We start from the raw sequence: 20,927 nt of genomic DNA on the forward strand, positions 1-20,927 counted from the left end.
GACGCCGTGAGGGCCGTCCCGCCCGGCGTCGTCGAGGAGCCCCCAATGACCCACCCGTCCGACACGGGTACGGCCCCGGTTCTGGCGCTCAGGGACGTCTCCAAGTCCTTCGGCGCGGTCCGTGCGCTGCGGGACGTCTCCCTGGAACTGTTCCCCGGCGAGGTGCACGCCCTCGCCGGCGAGAACGGCGCCGGAAAGTCGACCCTCATCAAGACGCTCGCCGGAGTGCACCGGCCGGACGCCGGCCAGGTGCTGCTCGACGGCGCGCCGGTCGTCTTCCACGGTCCCGGCGACGCCCGCGACGCCGGCATCGCCGTGATCTACCAGGAGCCCACCCTCTTCCCTGACCTGTCGATCGCCGAGAACATCTTCATGGGCCGCCGGCCCCGGCGCGCCCTCGGCCGCATCGACCACCGGGCGACCCACAACGCCACCGCGGACCTGATGCGGCGCCTGGGCGTCGAGCTGGACCCCGACCGTCCCGCGCGCGGCCTGTCCATCGCGGACCAGCAGATCGTGGAGATCGCCAAGGCCCTCTCGTTCGACGCCCGCGTCCTGATCATGGACGAGCCGACCGCCGCCCTCACCGGCAGCGAGGTGGCCCGCCTCTTCGGCGTCGTACGCAGCCTGCGCGAGCAGGGCGCCGCCGTACTGTTCATCTCCCACCGCCTGGAGGAGATCTTCCGCATCTGCGCCCGCGTCACCACCCTGCGGGACGGCGCCCGGATCTCCAGCGAGCCGCTGGACGGCATGACCGAGGACGACCTGGTGCGCCGCATGGTCGGCCGCGACCTCGACGAGCTGTACCCGAAGCAGGAGGTCCGGGCCGGCGAAGTCGCCCTCAGCGTGCGCCGGCTGACCCGCGAGGGCGTGTTCACCGACGTCTCCTTCGAGGTGCGCCGCGGTGAGATCGTCGCTCTCGCCGGACTGGTCGGCGCCGGGCGCACCGAGGTCGCCCGCGCCGTCTTCGGCGTCGACCGCTGGGACGCCGGCACGGTGGAGGTCGACGGCAGGCCGCTGGTCAACGGCGCCCCGTCCACCGCGATGGCCGCCGGCCTCGCCCTCGTCCCGGAGGACCGGCGCGCCCAGGGCCTGGTGATGGGCATGTCCATCGAGCGCAACATCGGCCTCACCGGGCTCCGCACGACCGTGCGGGCCGGGTTCATGGACCGCGGCGCCGAACGCAGCCGCTCCCTCGACTGGGCCGTCAGGCTCCAGGTCAAGTACGCCCGCATCGCCGACACCGTCTCGACCCTGTCCGGCGGCAACCAGCAGAAGGTCGTCCTGGCCAAGTGGCTGGCCACCGGACCCAAGGTGCTGATCGTCGACGAGCCGACCCGCGGCATCGACGTCGGCACCAAGGCCGAGGTGCACCGGCTGCTGAGCGAACTGGCCGCCGACGGCGTGGCCGTACTGATGATCTCCTCCGACCTGCCCGAGGTCCTCGGCATGGCCGACCGCGTCCTCGTGATGCACGAGGGCCGGCTGGCCGCCGAGATACCCCGCACCGACGCCACCGAGGAGTCCGTGATGGCCGCAGCCACGGGGAGGGCCGCCGCATGACGGTGACCGCACCCGACCAGAGCCCCGTGGCCGACATCCCCCAGGCCGGAGCCACCCGGCTGGTCGACCGCATCTTCAAGATGCGCGAACTGGCCATCCTGCTGGTCTTCCTGGTGATGATCGGCGTCACCCAGGCCGGCAACAGCGAGTTCCTGTCCGAGCAGGGCATCAAGGACCTGCTGCTCAACGCGACCATCCTGGTGCTGGTCGCCACCGGCCAGTCCCTGGTCGTCATCACCCGCAACGTCGACCTGTCGGTCGGCTCCACCCTCGGCATCAGCGCCTTCACCGCCGGCACGTACCTCCAGGGCGGCGGCAACCCCTTCGTCGCCGTGGTCCTGGCGGTCCTGATGGGCGTCGGCTTCGGCCTCCTCAACGGCCTGCTCGTCAGCCTCGGCCAGGTCCCGGCGCTGGTCGTCACCCTCGGCACCCTCTACATCATCCGCGGCATCGACTCCATCTGGGTCGGCTCCCGCCAGATCACCGCGGCCGACCTGCCCGGCGGCTTCGTCGACTTCGGCTCCGGCGGCATCTGGGCCGTGCCGTGGCTGGCGCTGATCGCGGTCGCGGTGCTGGTCGCCACGGCGTACTACCTCAAGCACTTCGGCGGCGGACGCGAGCTGTACGCGCTCGGCTCCAACCCGGAGGCCGCCCGACTGGCCGGCATCCCGGTGCGCAAGCGGATCCTCGCCGCGTACACCTTCTGCGGTGCCCTCGCCGGACTCGCCGGCGCCCTCTACCTGGCCCGGTTCGGCAACGTCGACTCCGGCACCGGCAACGGCTACGAACTGACCGTCGTCAGCGCGGTGGTGGTCGGCGGCGTCGTCTTCACCGGCGGCTCCGGCAGCGTCTACGGCGCGGCCCTCGGCGCGCTGCTGCTGACCTCGATCAACAGCGTGCTGCCCGCGCTCGGGGTCAGCTCCGTGTGGGTGCTGGCCATCAACGGCATCCTGCTCATCCTCGCCATCGCCGTCGACCGGATCGTCGCGCTGCGCGTGGCCAACGCCCTGAAGAAGAGGAACGCCCGCCATGGCTGACAGCTCAATCGCGCGAGCGATCCGCCGGTCCGCCTCCTTGAGGTGGGACGGGGCCGTGGGTGCCCTTCTCATCGTGGTGCTGCTGTTCTCCTTCGGCTTCGTCGACGGCTTCGGCAACGCCCTCAACCTGTCCTTCCTGATCGGCAACACCCTGCCGATCGCGCTCATCGCCCTGCCGATGACCCTGCTGGTCGTCTCCGGCGAGATCGACCTGTCGGTCGCCTCGACCGCGGGTCTGTCCGGCGCGGTGATGGGCGCCCTGTGGAACCAGGGCATGACCATCGAGGCGATCATCCCGATCTGCCTGCTGCTCGGCGTCGTCTGCGGCCTGGTCAACGGGCTGCTGGTCACCCGGCTCGGCCTGCCCTCCCTCGCCGTGACGATCGGCACCCTGGCGGCCTACCGGGGCATCGCGCAGATCGTGCTCGGCTCCGACGCGGTCACCGACTTCCCCTCGCAGTACCTGGACTTCGCGGCCGGCCGGATCGGCGACACGTTCATCCCGTACGCGTTCCTGCCGTTCCTCGTGCTGCTGGCCATCGCCGTGATCGCCCTGCACGCCATGCCGTTCGGCCGGTCGCTGTTCGCGGTCGGCGCCAGCGAGGAGGCCGCGCGGTTCGCCGGGATCCGGGTCCGGCGGCAGAAGCTGATCCTTTTCACGCTGACCGGGCTGATGTCCGCGCTGACCGGGGTCTTCTGGGCGCTGCACTACGCGAGTGCGCGGTACGACAACGCCATGGGGCTCGAACTGTCCGTCGTCGCGGCCGTGTTGCTGGGCGGGATCGACTTCGACGGTGGGAAGGGCACGTTGGGCGGCGCGATCGCCGGGGTGTTTCTGCTCGGGGCGTTGCAGAACGTGATGAGTCTTCAGGACGTTTCCGCGCAGTCGCAGATCGTCGTGACCGGTGTGCTGCTCGTGCTGTCCGTGTTGGGGCCTCGGGTCGCGCGGCAGGTCTCGATTGCGAGGGCGCAGAGGCTGACGTCCTAGCGCCATGTACTGAGGCTGCGGGCCGTCTGTGGCTGGTCGCGCAGTTCCCCGCGCCCCTGACGGGGCGCGCTCCGCTCACCCTCCCTCAGAAGGAACCCACCATGCGCAAGTCCTCCCTCCGCCGTACCTGCGTCACCCTCGCCGCCGTCACCTCCCTCGCCCTCGCCGTCACCGCCTGCGGTGGCACCACCAAGGAGGACGTCAAGGACGAGGGTGGCAAGGCCGCCACCGCGGGGAAGGCCGATCCGAACGCCGAGACGAAGAAGGGGCTGACCGTCGGCTTCCTGCCCAAGCAGGTCAACAACCCCTACTTCACCGTCGCCGACAAGGGCGGCGAGAAGGCGCTGAAGGAACTCGGCTCCAGCTACAAGGAGGTCGGCACCTCCAGCGGCACCGACACCGCCGGCCAGGTCTCCTACGTCAACACGCTCACCCAGCAGCAGGTCGACGCCATGGCCGTCTCCGCGCAGGACCCGGGCGCCCTGTGCACCGCGCTCAAGCAGGCCATGAAGAACGACATCAAGGTCGTCACCTACGACTCGGACACCAACCCCGAGTGCCGCAACGCCTTCATCTCCCAGGCGTCCGCCGACGACCTCGGCCGCACCCAGGTGCAGCTGCTCGCCGAGCAGATCGGCAACAAGGGCGAGATCGCGATCCTCTCCGCCGCGCAGACCGCGACGAACCAGAACGCCTGGATCGAGATCATGAAGGACGAGCTGAAGGACCCGAAGTACAAGGACATCAAGCTGGTCACGGTCGCCTACGGTGACGACGACGCGCAGAAGTCCTTCCAGCAGACCCAGGGCCTGCTCCAGGAGCACCCGAACCTGAAGGGGATCATCTCCCCGACCACCGTCGGCATCAAGGCCGCCGCCCAGTACCTGTCCGGCTCCAAGTACAAGGGCAAGGTCAAGCTGACCGGCCTCGGCACGCCCAACGACATGCGCAAGTACGTCAAGAACGGCACCGTCGAGGCGTTCGAACTGTGGGACCCGGCCAAGCTCGGTGAACTGGCCGCGCGCACCGCCGTCGCCCTGTCCTCCGGGCAGATCACCGGCAAGGAGGGCGAGACCTTCAAGGCCGGCGCCATGGGCGAGTACACCATCGGCAAGGACGGCGTGATCAACCTCGGCAAGCCGACCGTCTTCACCGCCGAGAACGTCGACCAGTACAACTTCTAGCCTCCACCTCGCGTACGGGAGCGGTACTTCATGCGACGCGTCTGTTTCCTGCTCAAGGTCCGCCAGGACCGCATCGCGGAGTACCGCGAACGCCACGCCGCCGTGTGGCCGGAGATGTGCGAGGCGCTCTCCGCCACCGGCTGGCACAACTACTCGCTCTTCCTGCGCGACGACGGCCTGCTCGTCGGCTACCTGGAGACCGAGGACTTCGCCGCCGCCCGGGCCGGCATGGAGGCCACCGAGGTGAACGCCCGGTGGCAGGCGGAGATGGGGCCGCTCTTCGAGTCCCCGGACGGGACGCGTCCCGACGAGGCGATGAAGCCCCTCACCGAGGTGTTCCACCTCGCCTGAGGAGACTCTTCCCGGGGCGGCGCAGGTAGTGTGAAGGCCCTGCGGCCGCCCACCCGTACCCGGCCCGACCTCGGAGGTCCCTGCCCGATGGCCCATTCCGTGGGTATCAAGGACGTCGCCCGCGCCGCCGGAGTTTCCGTGGGCACGGTCTCCAACGTCATCAACCGGCCCGACACCGTCGCGACCGAGACCCGCGCGCGGGTGCTGTCCGCGATCGACCGGCTCGGCTACGTCCGCAGCGAGTCCGCGCGCCAGCTGCGCGCGGGCCGCAGCCGGATCATGGGGCTGCTCGTCCTCGACATGGGCAACCCCTTCTTCGTCGACGTCGCGCGCGGCGCCGAGCGGGCCGCGCGGGACGCCGGGCTCGGCGTGATGGTCTGCAACAGCGCCCAGAACCCCGGCGAGGAGGCCGAGTACCTGTCGCTCTTCGCCGAGCAGCGGGTCCGGGGCGTCCTGCTCACCCCCGCCGACGCCACCGGCCGCAACATCGAGGGCTTCCGGCGCCACAACATCCCCTTCGTGCTCGTCGACCGGGTCGCCGAGGGCACCACCGAGTGCTCGGTCTCCGTCGACGACGTCGCCGGCGGCGCGCTGGCCGTGGGCCACCTGGTGGACGCCGGACACCGCTCCATCGCCTACGTCAGCGGCCCGCCGGGACTCAACCAGGTGCGCGACCGCCGTACCGGCGCCCTCGCCGCGCTCGCCGAAGCCGGCCTCGGCCCCGACGCGCTGCGCGAGCTGCCCACCGAACGCCTCGACGTCTCCGCCGGGCGCGACGCCGGCGCCCGCCTGCTCGGGCTCGCCGACCGGCCGACCGCCGTCTTCTGCGCCAACGACCTGCTCGCCCTGGGCGTCCTCCAGGCCCTGTACGCGGCGGGGGTGAGCGTCCCCGACGACCTCGCCATCGTCGGCTACGACGACATCGAGTTCGCCGCCGCGGCGGCCGTCCCGCTCACCTCCGTGCGCCAGCCCGCCGTCACCATGGGCGCGATGGCGGCCGAGCTGCTCCTGGAGGAGACGGAGCTGGACGGCACCGACCGGACCCACCCGCACCGCAGGGTCGTGCTCCAGCCCGAACTGGTGGTGCGGCGCTCCAGCCTCGCCGCCCGCTGACCGGCCGTCCGGCACGATTTCATGATCCCGGGGGTCGGCCGCCGCAAGACCGTGTGCTGAACTGGGACACGGCCGAGAAATCCGACCGTCACATCCGTCCGTCCCGGGAGCCCCGTTGAGCGTCAGCTACCGCCAGCCAGGTGTCGTCCTCACCGACCGCCGTTTCACCGTGCCCCTCGACCACCGCCACCCCGCCGGGGAGACGATCGAGCTGTACGCGCGCGAGGCCGTCGCGAGTGACATGGCGCACCAGGACCTCCCGTGGCTGGTCTACCTCCAGGGCGGTCCCGGCTTCGGGGCGAACCGTTTCATCGGCCGTCCCGCCTGGCTCGGCCGGGCCCTCAAGGAGTTCCGCGTCCTGCTCCTCGACCAGCGCGGCACCGGCGCCTCCACGCCCGCCAACCGCCAGACCCTCCCGCTGCGCGGCGGCCCGGCCGAGCAGGCCGACTACCTCACCCACTTCCGCGCCGACGCCATCGTCCGCGACTGCGAGGCCATCCGCCCCCAGGTCACCGGCGGCGCCCCCTGGACCGTCCTCGGCCAGAGCTTCGGCGGCTTCTGCACCGTCGCCTACCTGTCGCTCGCCCCCGAGGGCCTGAGCACCGCCCTGATCACCGGCGGCCTGCCCTCCCTGGACGCCCACGCCGACGACATCTACCGGGCCGCCTACCCCCGTATCGAACGCAAGGTCGCCGCGCACTACGCCCGCTACCCGCAGGACGTCGAACGCGCCCGCCGCATCGCCGACCACCTGCTCGGCCACGACGTGGTCCTGCCAGGCGGCTACCGGCTGACCGTCGAGGCCTTCCAGTCCCTCGGCATCCTGCTCGGCGGCAGCGAGGGCAGCCACCGCCTGCACTTCCTCCTGGAGGACGCCTTCGTCCGCACCCCGGGCGGACACGAACTGTCCGACGACTTCCAGGAACAGGCGCAGGGCCTGCTGTCGTACGCCGGCCACCCGCTGTACGCCCTCGTCCACGAGGCCATCTACGGCCGGGACGCCCGCCCCACCGACTGGTCGGCCGAGCGGGTCCGCGCCGAGTTCCCCCGCTTCGACGCCGCCAAGGCACTCGCCGGCGACGAACCGCTGATGTTCACCGGCGAGTCGGTCCACCCCTGGATGTTCGACTGCGACCCGGCGCTGCGCCCGCTGCGCGAGACCGCCGGACTGCTCGCCGCCCGCACCGACTGGACGCCCCTGTACGACCCCGCCCGCCTCGCCGCCAACGAGGTACCGGCCGCCGCGGCCGTCTACCACGACGACATGTACGTCGACACCGCCCACGCCCTGTCCACCGCCCGCGCGGTCCGCGGCCTGCGCACCTGGGTGACCGACGAGTTCGAGCACGACGGCGTACGGGCCGGCGGCCCCCGCGTCCTGGACCGGCTGCTCGCGCTGGCCCGCGACGAGACCTGAGCGGAGCCCGGCCGAATATCCGGGTGGGGGGCCGGTGGCGCGGGTTAGTGTGCGGGCATGACGGAGCCGACGATCACGCAACTGGAGCCCATGCCCGGCGACTGGAGCCGCGCCCTCGCCGTCGTCGCCCACCCGGACGACCTGGAGTACGGCTGCTCGGCGGCGATCGCCGGCTGGACCGACGAGGGCCGCGAGGTCGCCTACCTGCTCGCCACCCGGGGCGAGGCGGGCATCGACACCATGGCGCCCGCCGAGTGCGCCCCGCTGCGCGAGCGGGAGCAGCGGGCGAGCGCCGCGGTCGTCGGGGTGAGCGAGGTGGAGTTCCTCGACCACCGGGACGGTGTCATCGAGTACGGCATTCTGCTGCGCCGCGACATCGCCGCCGCGATCCGCCGCTACCGGCCCGAGCTGGTCATCACCCTCAACCACCGGGACACCTGGGGCGGCGTCGCCTGGAACACCCCGGACCACGTCGCCGTCGGCCGCGCCACGCTGGACGCGGCGTCCGACGCGGGCAACCGGTGGATCTTCCCCGAGCTGACCGAGCAGGGCCTCGAACCCTGGGACGGCGTGCGCTGGGTCGCGGTCGCCGGTTCCGCCTCGCCCACGCACGCCGTGGACGCCACGCCGGGACTGGAGCGCGCGGTGCGCTCGCTGCTCGAACACCGGACGTACATCGAGGTGCTGACCGAGGAGGACCCGGAGACGTACGTGCGCGGCTTCCTCACCGGCTTCGCCCAGTCCGCGGGGGAGCGGTTCGGCGGAAAGCCGGCGGTGACCTTCGAAGTCTTCGGGCGGTAGCGGCATGGCGGGGGAGTGGGGCGAGCCGGGGCAGGGGCGTCTCGCCGAGCGGTTCGAGGAGCACCGGGGGCAGTTGAAGGCGGTCGCCTACCGCATGCTCGGTTCGGCGGCCGAGGCGGAGGACGCCGTGCAGGAGGCGTGGCTGCGCCTCGACCGCACCGGCGCGGGCGGCATCGAGAACCTGGGCGCCTGGCTGACCACGGTGACCGGCCGGGTCTGCCTGGACCTGCTGCGCTCGCGGACCGCGCGCCGCGAGGAGCCGATGGCCGAGGGCTTCGACACCTTCGTGCCGGACCCGGTGGTGCGGGCGCTGCCGCAGGCCGACCCGGAGCAGGAGGCCCTGCACACCGACTCGGTGGGCATCGCCCTGCTGGTGGTGCTGGAGACCCTGGAACCGGCCGAGCGGCTGGCCTTCGTGCTGCACGACATGTTCGCCGTGCCCTTCGACGACATCGCGCGGATCGTCGAGAAGAGCCCGGCCGCCACCCGGCAGCTGGCCAGCCGGGCCCGGCGCCGGGTGCGGGACGCCACCCCCGCCGCCGACCCGGACCTCGGCCGGCAGCGCCGGGCGGTCGAGGCGTTCCTCGCCGCGAGCCGTGCCGGGGACTTCGAGGCGCTGGTGTCCGTGCTCCACCCGGACGTGGTGCTGCGCGCCGACGCCGGTGCGCTGGCCAGGGGCCCGGCCGCGTCGAAGGTCGCCACCGGCGCCCGGACCGTCGCCACCGGTGCCTTCCACTTCCGCCACCTCGCGGGGGCGGCACGCGTCGTCCTGGTCAACGGCGCGGTGGGCACCGTCGCCGTCTCCGAGGGACGTCCGCGGTCGGTCACGTACGTCACCGTCGTCGACGGGCTCATCACCGGCCTGTACATCCTGTCCGACCCCGAGCGGCTGGCCCGCCTGGACCTGTCCGCGCTGGAGACCTGACCGGGGCCGGGGGCCGTCGGCGCGGGGGTGTGCCGACGGCCCGTATCCTCGGTGACATGCGAGAACACACGGTGGACCGGGCCGCGCTGCGCGCCGACTGCGGACAGTGCTTCGGTCTGTGCTGCGTGGCACTCCCGTTCGCCCGCTCGGCGGACTTCGCCATCGACAAGGACGCGGGGAAGCCCTGCCCGAACCTCGGCACCGACCACCGCTGCGGCATCCATGCCGAGCTGCGGGACCGCGGCTTCACCGGCTGCACGGTCTACGACTGCTTCGGCGCCGGGCAGCAGGTCTCGCAGGTCACCTTCGGCGGACAGGACTGGCGCACCGGCCCGCCGGAGCGCGCCCGCCTCGTCTTCGACGTCTTCCCGGTCGTCCGTCAGCTGCGCGAACTGCTCTGGTACCTGACCGAGGCACTGACCCTGCCCGCGGCCCGCCCGGTCCACGCCGACCTGCGGCGCGCCCTGGCCGACACCGAGGACCTCACCGGCCGGACCCCCGAGGAGCTGGCCGCCCTGGACGTGGCCGCGCACCGGCAGCGGGTCAACGTACTCCTGCTGCGCACCAGCGAGCTGGTACGGGCCGGCACCCGCGGCCGGAAGAAGAACCGCCGCAACGCCGACCTGATGGGCGCCCGCCTCAAGGGCGCCGACCTGGCCGGCGCCGATCTGCGCGGCGCCTACCTCATCGCCGCCGACCTCACCGGAGCCGACCTGCGGGGCGCCGACCTGATCGGCGCGGACCTGCGCGACGCCGACCTGACGGACGCGGACCTGACGGGAGCCTTCTTCCTGACCCAGCCGCAGCTCACCGCGGCCCGGGGCGGCGCCGGCACCAGGCTGCCGGACTCAGTCACCCGCCCGGTGCACTGGACAGCGGGCCGCTGACGCGGCGTCCCCGGCGTCCGCGGTGCGTACGGCGCCTTCCGGAGCCGGGCCGGGCGCGCCCGGCCCGGTCCGCCGCTCCAGCCGCAGCCGCAGCCCCTCCGGCATCAGCGTCAGCCGCTCGGTCACCCGCAGCCGGTAACCGGGCTCGGGCCGCAGCTCGTAGCGGCGCAGCAGCAGACCCAGGACCAGCGTCGCCTCGTGCAGCGCGAACTGCCGCCCGATGCAGGCCCGCGCCCCCGTCCCGAACGGCTTGAAGGTGTGCGGGGCGCGCGACCGTACGGCCTTCGCGTCGAAGCGGTCCGGGTCGAAACTCTCGGCGTCCGCGCCCCACACGTCGGGGTCGCGGTGCAGCATCCCGGTGAGCACCAGCGCCCAGGCCCCGCGCCGCATCGGGTACGCGCCGCCCAGCACCGTGTCCTCGCGGGCCTCCCGCGCGAAGGCGGGGGCGGTCGGCCACAGCCGCAGCGACTCGTCCAGCACCCGGCGCGTGTAGCGCAGCCTGGCCACCTGCTCGTAGCCGGGCGCCTCGGTGTCGCCCCAGACGCGGTCCACCTCGTCCCGGACCCGGGCGGCGATCTCCGGGTGCTGGGCGAGGTAGTGCAGGGCGAAGGAGAGCGCGCCCGAGGTGGTCTCGTGCCCGGCGACCAGGAAGGTGATGACCTGCCTGCGGACGTTCTCCGGCGACAGCCGCTCACCGGTGACGGGGTGGGTCGTCTCCAGCATCCGGTCGAGCAGGTCGCCCGTGCCGCCCGCGCCGCCGGCCGCCCGGCGTTCGCTCACCAGATCGTCCACGGTGCGGTTGAGGTGGGCGATGTCCGCGGCGTTGCGGCGGCTCGCGTCGCGCAGCAGCCAGGGGGCGAGCGGCGCGGGCACCGTGTTGAGGCGCTGGGCGTAGGTGAGCGTGCCCACCATCGCGGAGACGAAGGGGTGCGGGCGGGAGCGCTCGAAGGACCCGAAGTCGTGCCCGAACCCGGTGCGCGCGATGGTCTCCAGCGTCAGCTTGGTCATGTCGCCGGGCACGTCCACCGCCCGTCCCGCCGCCCGGGCCCGGTCCCAGTGGTCGGTGAGCCGCCCGGCCACGTCCAGCATCATCACGTGGTACCCGGCCATGGCCTCGCGGCTGAAGCCGGGCGCCAGCACGTCGTGCGCGAGCTGCCAGTTGGGCTCGTGGTTGTACGCCGTGAACAGGCCGTCCCCGGCCACCGGCCGCAGGTTGGCCACGCCGAGCCCCACGTGCTTGGCGAAGCGCGTCTCGTCCGCCAGGTCGGCGGCGAGCGCGGCGCCCCACACGAACACGAACTCCTTGCCGAAGGCCCGCCGCCGGAAGATCGGCCCCAGCTGCCGCGCGTACCGCAGCGAGTCCTGCATCGGCGTGCGCCGGCTCGCCCCGATCACGTCCCCCAGCAGGGGGACGCGGTACGGCGGGCGGGGTATGCGGCGCAGTTCGGGCCAGCCCAGCTCGGCGCTGCGGAAGCCCTTCGGCAGGCCGTCCCGGGCCGTCTCGTTCGTCGTCCGGGCCATGCGCGATCTCCCTTGACGCGGCGGCGTGTTGCCCACGCGGGGCAAGCGTGTTGTACATGGATTCAATAGCGGCTCCCAGTCTCGTCCCGTTGTTGAACCGGCGTCAAGTAAGGTGCGGGCATGGCCGCGAAACAGGGCGAGCGCACACGCCGCCGGCTCAGCACCGGCGAGCGCCGGGAGCAGTTGCTGTCGGTGGGGGCGCGGCTGTTCTCGGAGAGCCCGTACGACGAGGTCTGGATCGAGCAGGTCGCCGAGATCGCCGGGGTCTCCCGGGGGCTGCTGTACCACTACTTCCCGAACAAGCGGGATTTCTTCGCGGCGGTCGTCGAGCGCGAGAGCGAGCGCATGCTGCGGATGACGGCGGCCGTGCCGGGGGTTCCGGTCCGCGAGCAGCTCACCGCGGGGCTCGACGCGTACCTGGAGTACGTCCGCGCCCACGCGCACGGCTACCGCGCCTTCCATCGCGCCGACGCGACCGGCGACCAGGCGGTGCGCCGGGTCTACCGGCAGGCGCTCGCCGCGCAGGAGCGGCAGATCCTCGCGGCCCTGGCCGCCGACCCGGAGTTCGGCCCGGCCTTCGAGGAGCGCGGCGACGTGCGGCTCGCGGTGCGCGGCTGGCTGGCGTTCACCACCGCGGTCTGCCTGGAGTGGCTGCGGGATCCGGAGCCCGCCCGGGAGCAGGTGCGCGACCTGTGTGCGCGGGCGCTGCTCGGCGCCATCGCCCCCTGAGCGCCCGCGTTGCACTTCGGAACGCGCCCCCGGGCCGCTGAAGTGCGCCGTCCGGCACGCTGAAAAGGTCTCGCAAAGATCACGCGTCCTGGTTGGCGCACGCCCCGAACTCCGATAGGTTAGGTGAGCCTTACCTAATGAATTGATGACGGAGGTTGAGGATGGGTGACAGCCACGCCTGGACGGCCGCGCCTGCCGCGGCGGAGCAGGCCCGCTCCGTACTCGCCGCCGCCTGGTCCTGCGCGGTGACTGCGGAAGGCGGCCGCGAGGAGTTCGTCGGCGCGCACACGGTCGGCGACGACGGCCAGGTGTTCCTGCACGTGCCCGAGGACAGCGCCCTGCTCGCGGCGGCGATCTGCGCACCCCGCGGAGAGCCGTCCGCCGTGCTGGAGTTCGCCGACGTGGCGCCCGTCCCGGTGCGGGGCCGGATCAGGGCCCGGCTCTGGCTCGCCGGCTGGTTCGCCGTGGCGGACGGGCACTTGGCGTTCCGGCCCACGCGTGTGGTGCTGCGGCGGCCGTCCGGTGCGGTGGTGGTCGACCTCGACGAGTTCGCCGCCGCCGAGCCCGACCCGCTGGCGCTGGCCGAGGCCCGGCTGCTGACCCACCTCGCCGACTGCCACGGCGACGCGGTGGAGCGGCTGACCCGGCTCGTCGAGGCCGACAGCCTGCACGGCGCGGTCCGGGTGCGGCCGCTCGCCGTCGACCGGCACGGGCTGACCCTGCGCATCGAGCGCGCCCGCGCCCACGGCGACGTACGCCTGCCCTTCCACGCGCCGGCCGACGACATCGGGCAGCTCACGGAGCGGGTGCACGTGCTGCTGTCGCAGGCGAGCGCCGCCTCCTGCCCCCGGGCCCTACAGCGGCAGCGCACAGACGGCGACGGGTGAGGCGAACGGCTCCCCGGCGGCCTGCAGTTCTCCACCGCCGGACACGCGGAACACGCTGACGGTGCCGGACCTCTGGTTCGCCGCGAAGAGCAGCCCGCCGTCCGGGGAGAAGGCGATCTGCCGCGGGAAGTCGCCGCCCACCGGCACCGTGCCGAGCAGCCGCAGCCGGGCGCCGTCCGCCTCCACCGCGTAGCGCGTGAGGCTGTTGTGCCCCCGGTTGGCGAGGAAGGCGTGCGAGCCGTCGGCCGTCACCAGGATCTGGGCGGGGTGATTGGTGCCGGACCCCGTGCCCGTGGACTGCGCCTCGCCGATGGTCAGGCGGCCGGTCCCGGGGTCGTAGGCGCAGACCGCGACCGTGTCGTCGACCTCGTTGGCGAGGTAGGCGTGGCGGCCGCCGGGGTGGAAGGTGAGATGGCGGGGCCCTGCTCCCGGCCGGGTCCGGACCCGCGCGACCTCGGTGAGCGTGCCCGACGCCTCGTCCAGCCGGTAGGTGTACACGGTGTCCGTGCCGAGGTCCACGGCGAGGACGTGGCCACCGTCGGGAGCGGTGACGATCTGGTGCGCGTGCGGCCCCTGCTGTCCGGGGCCGGGCGGGGGAGCGGAGTGGGTCACCAGGTCGGTGCGCTCCCCTAGCGCGCCCGAGGCGTCGATCGGGTGCACGGCGACGCTGCCCGAACCGTAGTTGGCACTGAGCAGCCAGCGCCCGCCCGGATGCACGGACAGATGACAGGGCGCGGCGCCTCCGGTGCTCCTGCTGCCCAGGACCTTCCGGTCGGACAGCCGGACGGCGGTCACCGCCCCCTCCTCGCGCTCGCTCACCGCGTACAGGGTGCGCCCCTCGGGATGCGCCGCGAGATACGAGGGATCGCCGACGCCGGTGAGGACGCCGCGGCCGGTGATCCGCCCGGTGCGGGGGTCGTACTCGGCGAGTCCGACGCCCTTGCCGCCGCCCTCGGCCGACGTGTACGTGCCGATGTACAGCGGGCGCGGGCCGGTGGAGCCGCCCTGCCTGCCCGAGGCGCCCGCGCTCGCTCCCGGCGCCGTGGGTGTCGGCGAGGACGCCGGTGACGACGGGTCCGGCGCGCCGCCGCACCCCGCCGCCACGGGCAGCGCCGCCGCCGCGCCGGCCGTCCGCGCGAGCAGCCCGACGAACCGCCGCCTGCTCCAGCCGTCACCACTCACGCACGTACTCCTCGTATCGCTCCCCGTGGCTCTCCCACCGTCCTGCCGCCTCCTACCAGTCCCCGTCCTCCACCGGCTTGCCCTGCGCGTCCTTCAGTGGCCGGACCTGCTGCTGCCCCGGTGCCTGCCACGGCTCGTGGTCGTCCCCGAGCCACTCGCCGACCGGCTTGACGTCCCGCAGCGGCTCGGTGGGGGCGAGGTCGTGGGCGTCCTGGTCGTAGTAGTCGTACCAGGGCAGGCCCGCCTGTGTGTACGCGGCCCGGTCCACCGGGGACGGCGGCGGCTCCTCGCCCGTGACGCGCCGCCACTCCGGCGGCGTCACCAGGTGCACGAAGACCCGGCCCGCCGGGCTGTCGGCCCAGTGCTCCAGGGGCCGTTCGTCCCGGTACACCTCCTGGCGCATGGACCCGCCGACGCCCAGCCCCATCGCCGGGGCGGACCGGGACCGGGCCGCGCCCCCGTAGGCGGCGGCCGCGCCGGGGGCGGCCGGAGCCGGCATCGCCGCCCCGAAGGCCCCGCCGGGAGGGGCCGCCCGGCGCGCGAACTCGGCGCGCCGCCGCTCCGCCTCCCGCCACCGCTCCAGTTCCCGGTCGTTGAGACGGAAGTCCTGCAACTGGACTCCGCCCCAGACCTCCTCGCCGGTGACCTGGCCCTCGACGGTCGCCCCCATGCCGAGCGGCACCGCCACGAACTGCCGGACCGTGCCCTTCCCGGAGTTGATGCCGTCCAGCCAGGGCTGGCGCGGAAGGACCACGTAGTTCTGCGGATCGCGGGAGAGCCGGCCGCTCCAGGGCCTGCCCGAGACCGCGCACACCTTGCCCACCCCGACCTGGAGCGCGGTGGGCTCCCTCGTGCCCGCGAAACTCAGCCACATGGCCTCCCGCAGGTACACCGGCAGCATCACGCCGCCGCGGGCCCGCCAGGACTCGGGGACCGTGTCGGCGTAGTCGGCGACGCGGCGGACCGGGAACTCGCCGAGCCCGGGCGGCAGCGGGTGGGTGCCCTGCTCGGGCAGCCGCAGGGTGCGGATGAACCGCACCACCGCGCCGCCCGGCAGCAGCAGCCGGTTCCCGTCGATCCGCACGCTGGTGCCGGTCATCCGTACGCCCCCTCGTCGTCGTCCGCTCTTCCTCAAGGGGAACGTCGCGCGGCGCCGCCGCGGTTCCGCTTCCGCAGCACCGCCCGTCCCCGGTCCCGCAGCCGGGTCAGCCGCGGCATGCGTTCGCGCAGCTCGCGCGTGTGCCGGTCCAGTTCCTCCAGGAGCCGTCGCGAGCGGTGCTCGGTGTCCATCTCGTCGATGATCCGGTCGACCTCGGCCAGCACCGCGCCCCGCAGCTGCCACTGCCGGGAATCGCGCCTGACCTCCTCCAGGAGCAGGTCGGCCAGCCGGTCCCGGGTGGCCGCCGCCTGGCGCAGCTCGCTGGAGAGGCGTTCCTCCGCGGACTCGGCGTTCTCGCTGGCGCTGGTGGTGACCAGCACCGCGAAGCTCACCACGGCGTCGGCGATCTCGGACAGCAACTGCTGGATGGTGGCGCCCGTCTCCGGCGGGAACAGGGGCTCCGGCTCACGTTCCTTCGCGAGGTCGGTGAAGCTGCGCGCGAGGACGCGCATGACGACCGTGCAGATCTCCAGCGTGTCCAGACCGGTGCGCAGCACCACCCGGTGCAGCAGCCCCTCCCGCACCCGGGGGTTGAACCGCAGACTGTCCTCGGCCTGCCGCAGGTCCTCGTCCACCTCCCCGATGTCGTGGTCCAGCCGGCGCGCCTCGTGCAGCCGGGCCGCCGCCTCGTGGAACGGCGTGCTGTCCGCGGCCTCCTCGCCCATACGCAGCATCAGCTGGCGCACCCGCCGGGCCAGTTCCTCGATGGACTCGCCCGCCTGCTCCACCCACACCGGAGGGGCGAGGACCAGGTTGAAGGCCAGTCCGACGATCGCCCCGATCAGCGTCTCCACCACCCGGGCCCACGCGAGGCTGCCGTGCGAGGTCACGCCGAGGACCAGCATCGCGCTGATGGCCACCTCGGCGACGAACTCGTGCGCCCGCACCAGATGCCCGACGCCCAGCGCCGCCACGATCAGCAGGGCAAGGCTCCACCAGCTCAGCCCGACCAACTGGCTGAAGGCGATGGCCACCAGCACACCGGCCACCACGGCGTTCACCCTGCGGATGCTCATCTTGAGCGTGGCGTACAGCGTGACCTGGACGACCAGCAGCGCGGTCAGGGGCGCGGTGAGCGGTGCCGCCGACTTGTCCGGGCTCAGCCGCACCGCGATGACATAGGCGATCGAGGCCGCCGCGGCCGAGCGCAGGGCCTGCACGACCATGGGGTCCCTGAGCCACTTCACCCGCCGCAGAGCCGACTTCGCGGCCTCCCGTACATCACGCATCCTCGGGCTGTTCCCTTCCCCGGGCGCCTCGAACGTGTTCCGGACAGGACGGTAACCGGCCAGAGGGGATGGGAGTGGTTCCCACGCGCCGTGCGTCAGGCGGTCACCTTGGCGAGGAAGGCGGACAGATTGCCCAGGGTCCGGTCGACCTGTTCCTCCAGGGTGAGGCTCTCCTCGAAGCGGGCACCGCTCTGCGACACCTTCCTGCCCCGCAGGTACAGCGAGCAGGCGAGGTCGGTGCACATGTACAGGCCGACCGAGTTGCCCTCGCGTCCGGCCGCCCCTGCCCTGCGCGCCGTCATCAGCGACACGCCGCCCCGGGGGTGGGGGGTCAGGCACAGCGCGCACAGGCTGCGCTGGAAGTATCCGGACCGGGCCTGCTGGAACCGCAGCGACAAGCCGGTCAGGCGTCCGTCCAGGTCCGCGACCAGATAGCTGCGGTCGGGTGCCCCGGGATCCCGCCAGCCGAGGAAGTCGAGATCCTCCCAGGGGCGTTCGCCGAGATCGCGCGGGAGGGGCAGGCGCTTGGCCTCTCCCTTGGAGCAGTTGATGAAAGAGGTGCGGATGTCCTGCTCGACGAGTGCTCTCATGGGGAGCCTCCCCCTTTGGGTGCCGGAGTGGAAACCTAGATGCCCTAGGTTTTCGCCTAGCTTAGATAGCCATTGAGGGGAGGGCCACCGCATTTCGGCGAGCGGGAGTTCATAGCATGAATTAAGGACAGAGGGAAGTCGCGTGCTGCCGCGCGGCAGAGGTATCTTGCACACCGGGCACGGTACGGAGGGAGCCACATGGCGGGGCGGAACGGGCGCACGGTGCGCGACCTGAGAAGGGCCAACCGTACGGCCGTACTCCAGCGGCTCTACTTCGACGGACCGCTCAGCCGCTTCGAGCTGGGCCCGGCGACCGGACTCAGCTCCGGCTCCGTCAGCAACGTCGTCGCCGACCTCGTCGCCGACGGCCTGGTGGAGGAGGCCGGCAGTGTCGACTCCGACGGCGGCAGGCCCCGCACCCTGCTGCGGGTGGCCCCCGCCAGCGGCCACATGATCGGCGTGGACGTCGGCGAGACCCGGGTGCGCGTCGAACTGTTCGACCTGACGCTCACCGAACTCGCCCGCGCCGAACGGCCGCTGACGCAGCAGGGCTACGACGTCGAGGTCATCGTCGGCCACATCCGCGACGGCATCGCCGAGGTGCTGGCCGCGGCCGGTCTGCCGCCCGAGCGGCTGCTCGGCGCCGGGATCGGTGTCCCCGGCATCGTCGAGCACACCCAGGACCGCGGCGCCGTGGTGCATGGTCAGACCATCGGCTGGGACGCCGTTCCGCTGGAGGCCCTGCTGCGCGCCGGTTCCCCGCTCCCCGACACCGTTCCCCATTTCATCGACAACGGCGCCAAGACCCTCGGCCAGGCCGAGATGTGGTTCGGCGCCGGACGCGGTGCCCGCAACGCGGTCGTCGTCCTCTTCGGGTCCGGCGTCGGCGCCAGCCTCGTCACGCCCGAGGTCGAGCAGGGCCGGGCGGTCGAATGGGGGCACCTGACGGTTCGGGTCAGGGGTCGCCGCTGCCGCTGCGGCGCGCTCGGCTGCCTGGAGGCGTACGCGGGCGCCGAGTCGCTGCTGGCCCGCTGGCGGGAGGAGGGCGGATCGGTGCCCGGGGGCGCCGACGAGGAGACCGCCCTGACCACCATGCTCGCCGCCGCCTATCCGCCGGAGGGCGAGGCGGCCGACCCGGTCGCGCTCGCCGTCCTGGAGGAGACCGCCGAGTACCTGGGCGCCGGCCTGTCCGACCTGATCAACCTCTTCCAGCCCGAGCGCATCCTCATCGGCGGCTGGGCCGGCCTCCAGCTCGGCACCCGCTTCCTGCCCGCCGTCCGCCGCCACGCCGTGTCGTACGCGCTGCGCCACCCGGCCCAGAAGGTGACGGTCGACCTGGGGCGGCTCGGCCCGGACGCCGTCACCGTGGGCGCCGCGATCCTGCCCCTGGCCGACTTCTTCGCGCGCGGCGGCCGACGCCCCGAGCCGGCACCCGAATACCCGGTCCCGGCCTGGCGTACGGCGTTGGAGGAGCGGGCGCCGCACTGAGGTTTCGCCCGGTGGCGCGGAGGTACCCGGTGCGGTCGGACGTTCGGGAGCACCGGACGTTCAGGAGCACCGCCGGAAGGAGCGCGCAGTGACCAACCACCGCCAGGAGGCCCCGGGGGAGAACGACGCCCCCGTTCCGCGGGACCTGCCGGACCAGCAGGCCGGTGAAGGCGACGACCCGTGGGAGGCCGCCGCGCCCACGCGTGAGCAGCGCGAGCACCTCCAGAGCGACCGGGCGGACCGCGACGAGGACGCCGACGACGTCCCCGACACGGACGAGGCCGGAACCGGCCGGCAGGGCGCGCCGCACTCGGGCGCCGTACACCCCGAGCACCCGGTGCCCGACGAGCCCTCCGGCTGACGCGAGCGCGCGAGAGGCACGCGGGGGCCGAAGGCACACATGAGGAAGCCCCGACCGCGACGGGGGAATCACGGCCGGGGCGGCTTCGAGGCGTGGGTGCGGATGGCGGTCGCCTCTCGGCGAAAGGCTCCACAGGGCTTCAGCCGAACGATCGTCCCTGTGGGCAAAAGGTGAGGCCCGGGGACACTGTCCCATCCGCACCCACGGTCTCTTCAACGGGGCGCAGGCGGCCGGTGTTCCACCCTCTGTCGCCATTTGGGGTGATGTGTGTCACTGCTCCGGGCGCTCGGGCACGATCTCGGCCCACAGGTTCTCCGCCTGGAGCAGCAGCGTGCCGAGGACCGCGGTCCTGGCCGCCCCCTGACCGGCGTGCTCCCGCAGCCCCTCCTGCAACCGCCGGTGCAGTTCCTCCATGGTCATCTCCGTCTCGTCCCGCGGCCGGGGCTCGGCGGCCTCGCCCAGCAGCCGTGCGGCCTCGGTGTGGCAGGCGTCGCCGATCTGCCGCAGCAGCCGTGCGTACAGGTCCAGCGTCGGCCCCTCGGGCGGGGCGGGGGTGCGGTGCTCGTCGCAGGCGACCGCCAGCGTCCGGGTCAGCGCCGTGATGTTCCCGGTGACGCGGCTCCAGCGCTGGTCCTCGTCCTCCGGCGGGACGATGCGCGGCACGCGGCGCGGCCCGCGCAGCCGGCCAGGGGTCAGCCGCAGGCTCTCCCTGCTCCAGGACCGCGCCGAGTACAGCGCCTCCAGCCGCCGCTGGAGCCGCGCGGCGTCGCTCGACCAGGCGGCGGCGCTCTGCCCGTCCCACTCGCCCTCGCGCAGACCGTCGGCGAGGGTGTGCAGGATGTCGCCCGACTCCCGGGCCAGCGCCGCCAGGTTCTCCCGTACGTCCCGCAGGTGGATGGGCGGCAGCACGAAGGCGTTGACCGCCACGCCGATGACCGCGCCGAGCGCGGCCTGCCCCACCCGGTGGCCGACCGCCGCCGCCGAGACCGCCGTACCGGACGCCAGGACGAACACCGCGGTGGTGGCCGCGTACACGCCCTGCTGCCCGAACCGTGACCAGTTCGCGATCAGCATCAGCACCGGCAGGGACAGCACCAGCGCCCCCGTGGTGTCGTCCGTGATCGCCTGCGCGGCGGACGCCATGAGGGCGCCCGCGCAGATCGCCGCGAACTGCTGACCGGCCTGCCGCACCGAGCTGTAGACGGTGGCCTGGACGAGGACGAGCGCCACCCACGGCGCGATGAGGGCCATCGGATCGTCCAGCCAGACGCCCGCCACGGTCCAGGCGAGCAGGGCGGCGACCGCCGCCTTGAGGGACTGGACGACCAGGTCGCGTTCGCGTCCCGGTCCCCGCCAGGCGGCCCGGCAGGCCCGTCCGACGGCACACGCCTCCCACCACACCGCGGCCACGGGCCGCCGCCCCCGGAACAGCTCCCGGACCTTACGTGTCACCCCTGTCATACGGCGCCGGGTGTCCGCACGATCTGCCGCCACGCCACCGAGTGAGCCACGACA

General features: G+C 73.2%; 20 protein-coding genes. 14 read left to right on the forward strand and 6 right to left on the reverse strand.

Going from position 1 to position 20,927, the window contains the following annotated elements; genetic code table 11:
- Positions 1-45: 45 nt before the first annotated feature.
- The 10 genes from ACFC1X_RS14405 (at position 46) to ACFC1X_RS14450 (ending at position 10,266) form a co-directional block, all read left to right on the forward strand.
- Entirely contained in the window at positions 46-1,563 is a 1,518-nt protein-coding gene (locus ACFC1X_RS14405; RefSeq protein WP_376352867.1) for a sugar ABC transporter ATP-binding protein, read from the forward strand.
- Positions 1,560-2,600: an ABC transporter permease gene (locus tag ACFC1X_RS14410; RefSeq protein WP_376352870.1), complete on the forward strand. Its 1,041-nt coding sequence runs from the start codon at positions 1,560-1,562 to the stop codon at positions 2,598-2,600. The genes ACFC1X_RS14405 and ACFC1X_RS14410 overlap by 4 nt, the downstream gene beginning before the upstream one ends.
- Positions 2,593-3,588, forward strand: coding sequence for an ABC transporter permease (locus tag ACFC1X_RS14415; protein ID WP_376352873.1), 996 nt, complete (start codon positions 2,593-2,595; stop codon positions 3,586-3,588). The genes ACFC1X_RS14410 and ACFC1X_RS14415 overlap by 8 nt, the downstream gene beginning before the upstream one ends.
- Positions 3,589-3,689: 101 nt before the next feature.
- On the forward strand, positions 3,690-4,772 hold the full coding sequence (rhaS, locus tag ACFC1X_RS14420; RefSeq protein WP_376352876.1) for a rhamnose ABC transporter substrate-binding protein: 1,083 nt from the start codon (positions 3,690-3,692) through the stop codon (positions 4,770-4,772).
- 30 nt (positions 4,773-4,802) lie between these two features.
- Positions 4,803-5,123, forward strand: a complete 321-nt coding sequence (locus ACFC1X_RS14425; protein WP_376352879.1) for an L-rhamnose mutarotase — start codon at positions 4,803-4,805, stop codon at positions 5,121-5,123.
- 87 nt (positions 5,124-5,210) lie between these two features.
- The gene (locus ACFC1X_RS14430; protein ID WP_376352882.1) at positions 5,211-6,236 is read left to right on the forward strand and encodes a LacI family DNA-binding transcriptional regulator; all 1,026 of its coding nucleotides are present in this window, start codon (positions 5,211-5,213) and stop codon (positions 6,234-6,236) included.
- A 115-nt stretch (positions 6,237-6,351) separates the two neighbouring features.
- Entirely contained in the window at positions 6,352-7,653 is a 1,302-nt protein-coding gene (locus ACFC1X_RS14435) for an alpha/beta fold hydrolase (RefSeq protein WP_376352884.1), read from the forward strand.
- A gap of 57 nt (positions 7,654-7,710) precedes the next feature.
- Positions 7,711-8,454, forward strand: a complete 744-nt coding sequence (locus ACFC1X_RS14440; RefSeq protein ID WP_376352887.1) for a PIG-L deacetylase family protein — start codon at positions 7,711-7,713, stop codon at positions 8,452-8,454.
- Between the two features lie 4 nt (positions 8,455-8,458).
- On the forward strand, positions 8,459-9,379 hold the full coding sequence (gene sigJ / locus ACFC1X_RS14445; RefSeq protein WP_376352890.1) for an RNA polymerase sigma factor SigJ: 921 nt from the start codon (positions 8,459-8,461) through the stop codon (positions 9,377-9,379).
- 56 nt (positions 9,380-9,435) lie between these two features.
- Entirely contained in the window at positions 9,436-10,266 is an 831-nt protein-coding gene (locus ACFC1X_RS14450; protein ID WP_376352893.1) for a pentapeptide repeat-containing protein, read from the forward strand.
- On the opposite strand, the gene ACFC1X_RS14455 is transcribed toward ACFC1X_RS14450, so the two are convergent.
- Positions 10,228-11,787, reverse strand: a complete 1,560-nt coding sequence (locus tag ACFC1X_RS14455) for a cytochrome P450 (protein ID WP_376352896.1) — start codon at positions 11,785-11,787, stop codon at positions 10,228-10,230. The two genes, ACFC1X_RS14450 and ACFC1X_RS14455, sit on opposite strands and share 39 nt — an antisense overlap.
- A 120-nt stretch (positions 11,788-11,907) precedes the next feature.
- Between ACFC1X_RS14455 and ACFC1X_RS14460 the strand changes: the two genes are divergently transcribed.
- Together ACFC1X_RS14460 and ACFC1X_RS14465 are read left to right on the forward strand one after the other, a co-directional pair.
- Entirely contained in the window at positions 11,908-12,516 is a 609-nt protein-coding gene (locus ACFC1X_RS14460) for a TetR/AcrR family transcriptional regulator (protein ID WP_122615239.1), read from the forward strand.
- A gap of 161 nt (positions 12,517-12,677) precedes the next feature.
- Complete coding sequence (locus ACFC1X_RS14465) at positions 12,678-13,403, forward strand: DUF2470 domain-containing protein (protein WP_376352899.1); 726 nt, start codon at positions 12,678-12,680, stop codon at positions 13,401-13,403.
- Here ACFC1X_RS14465 and ACFC1X_RS14470 read toward each other — a convergent pair.
- The 4 genes from ACFC1X_RS14470 to ACFC1X_RS14485 form a co-directional block, all read right to left on the reverse strand.
- Positions 13,371-14,585, reverse strand: coding sequence for a lactonase family protein (locus ACFC1X_RS14470; RefSeq protein ID WP_376352901.1), 1,215 nt, complete (start codon positions 14,583-14,585; stop codon positions 13,371-13,373). The two genes, ACFC1X_RS14465 and ACFC1X_RS14470, sit on opposite strands and share 33 nt — an antisense overlap.
- 52 nt (positions 14,586-14,637) lie before the next feature.
- Positions 14,638-15,684, reverse strand: a complete 1,047-nt coding sequence (locus tag ACFC1X_RS14475) for a hypothetical protein (RefSeq protein WP_376352904.1) — start codon at positions 15,682-15,684, stop codon at positions 14,638-14,640.
- A gap of 32 nt (positions 15,685-15,716) precedes the next feature.
- Positions 15,717-16,973: an aromatic acid exporter family protein gene (locus ACFC1X_RS14480; RefSeq protein ID WP_376352907.1), complete on the reverse strand. Its 1,257-nt coding sequence runs from the start codon at positions 16,971-16,973 to the stop codon at positions 15,717-15,719.
- 95 nt (positions 16,974-17,068) lie between these two features.
- On the reverse strand, positions 17,069-17,563 hold the full coding sequence (locus ACFC1X_RS14485; protein WP_376352910.1) for an FBP domain-containing protein: 495 nt from the start codon (positions 17,561-17,563) through the stop codon (positions 17,069-17,071).
- 198 nt (positions 17,564-17,761) lie between these two features.
- On the opposite strand from ACFC1X_RS14485, the gene ACFC1X_RS14490 reads away from it, so the two are divergent.
- Positions 17,762-19,051, forward strand: a complete 1,290-nt coding sequence (locus tag ACFC1X_RS14490; RefSeq protein WP_361359537.1) for an ROK family transcriptional regulator — start codon at positions 17,762-17,764, stop codon at positions 19,049-19,051.
- 88 nt (positions 19,052-19,139) lie between these two features.
- Complete coding sequence (locus ACFC1X_RS14495) at positions 19,140-19,412, forward strand: hypothetical protein (RefSeq protein ID WP_376352913.1); 273 nt, start codon at positions 19,140-19,142, stop codon at positions 19,410-19,412.
- A 270-nt stretch (positions 19,413-19,682) separates the two neighbouring features.
- Here ACFC1X_RS14495 and ACFC1X_RS14500 read toward each other — a convergent pair whose 3' ends face one another.
- The gene (locus tag ACFC1X_RS14500; protein WP_376352916.1) at positions 19,683-20,873 is read right to left on the reverse strand and encodes an aromatic acid exporter family protein; all 1,191 of its coding nucleotides are present in this window, start codon (positions 20,871-20,873) and stop codon (positions 19,683-19,685) included.
- Positions 20,874-20,927: the final 54 nt, after the last annotated feature.

The organism is Streptomyces sp. NPDC056128, assembly GCF_042263835.1.
GTDB lineage: Bacteria > Actinomycetota > Actinomycetes > Streptomycetales > Streptomycetaceae > Streptomyces.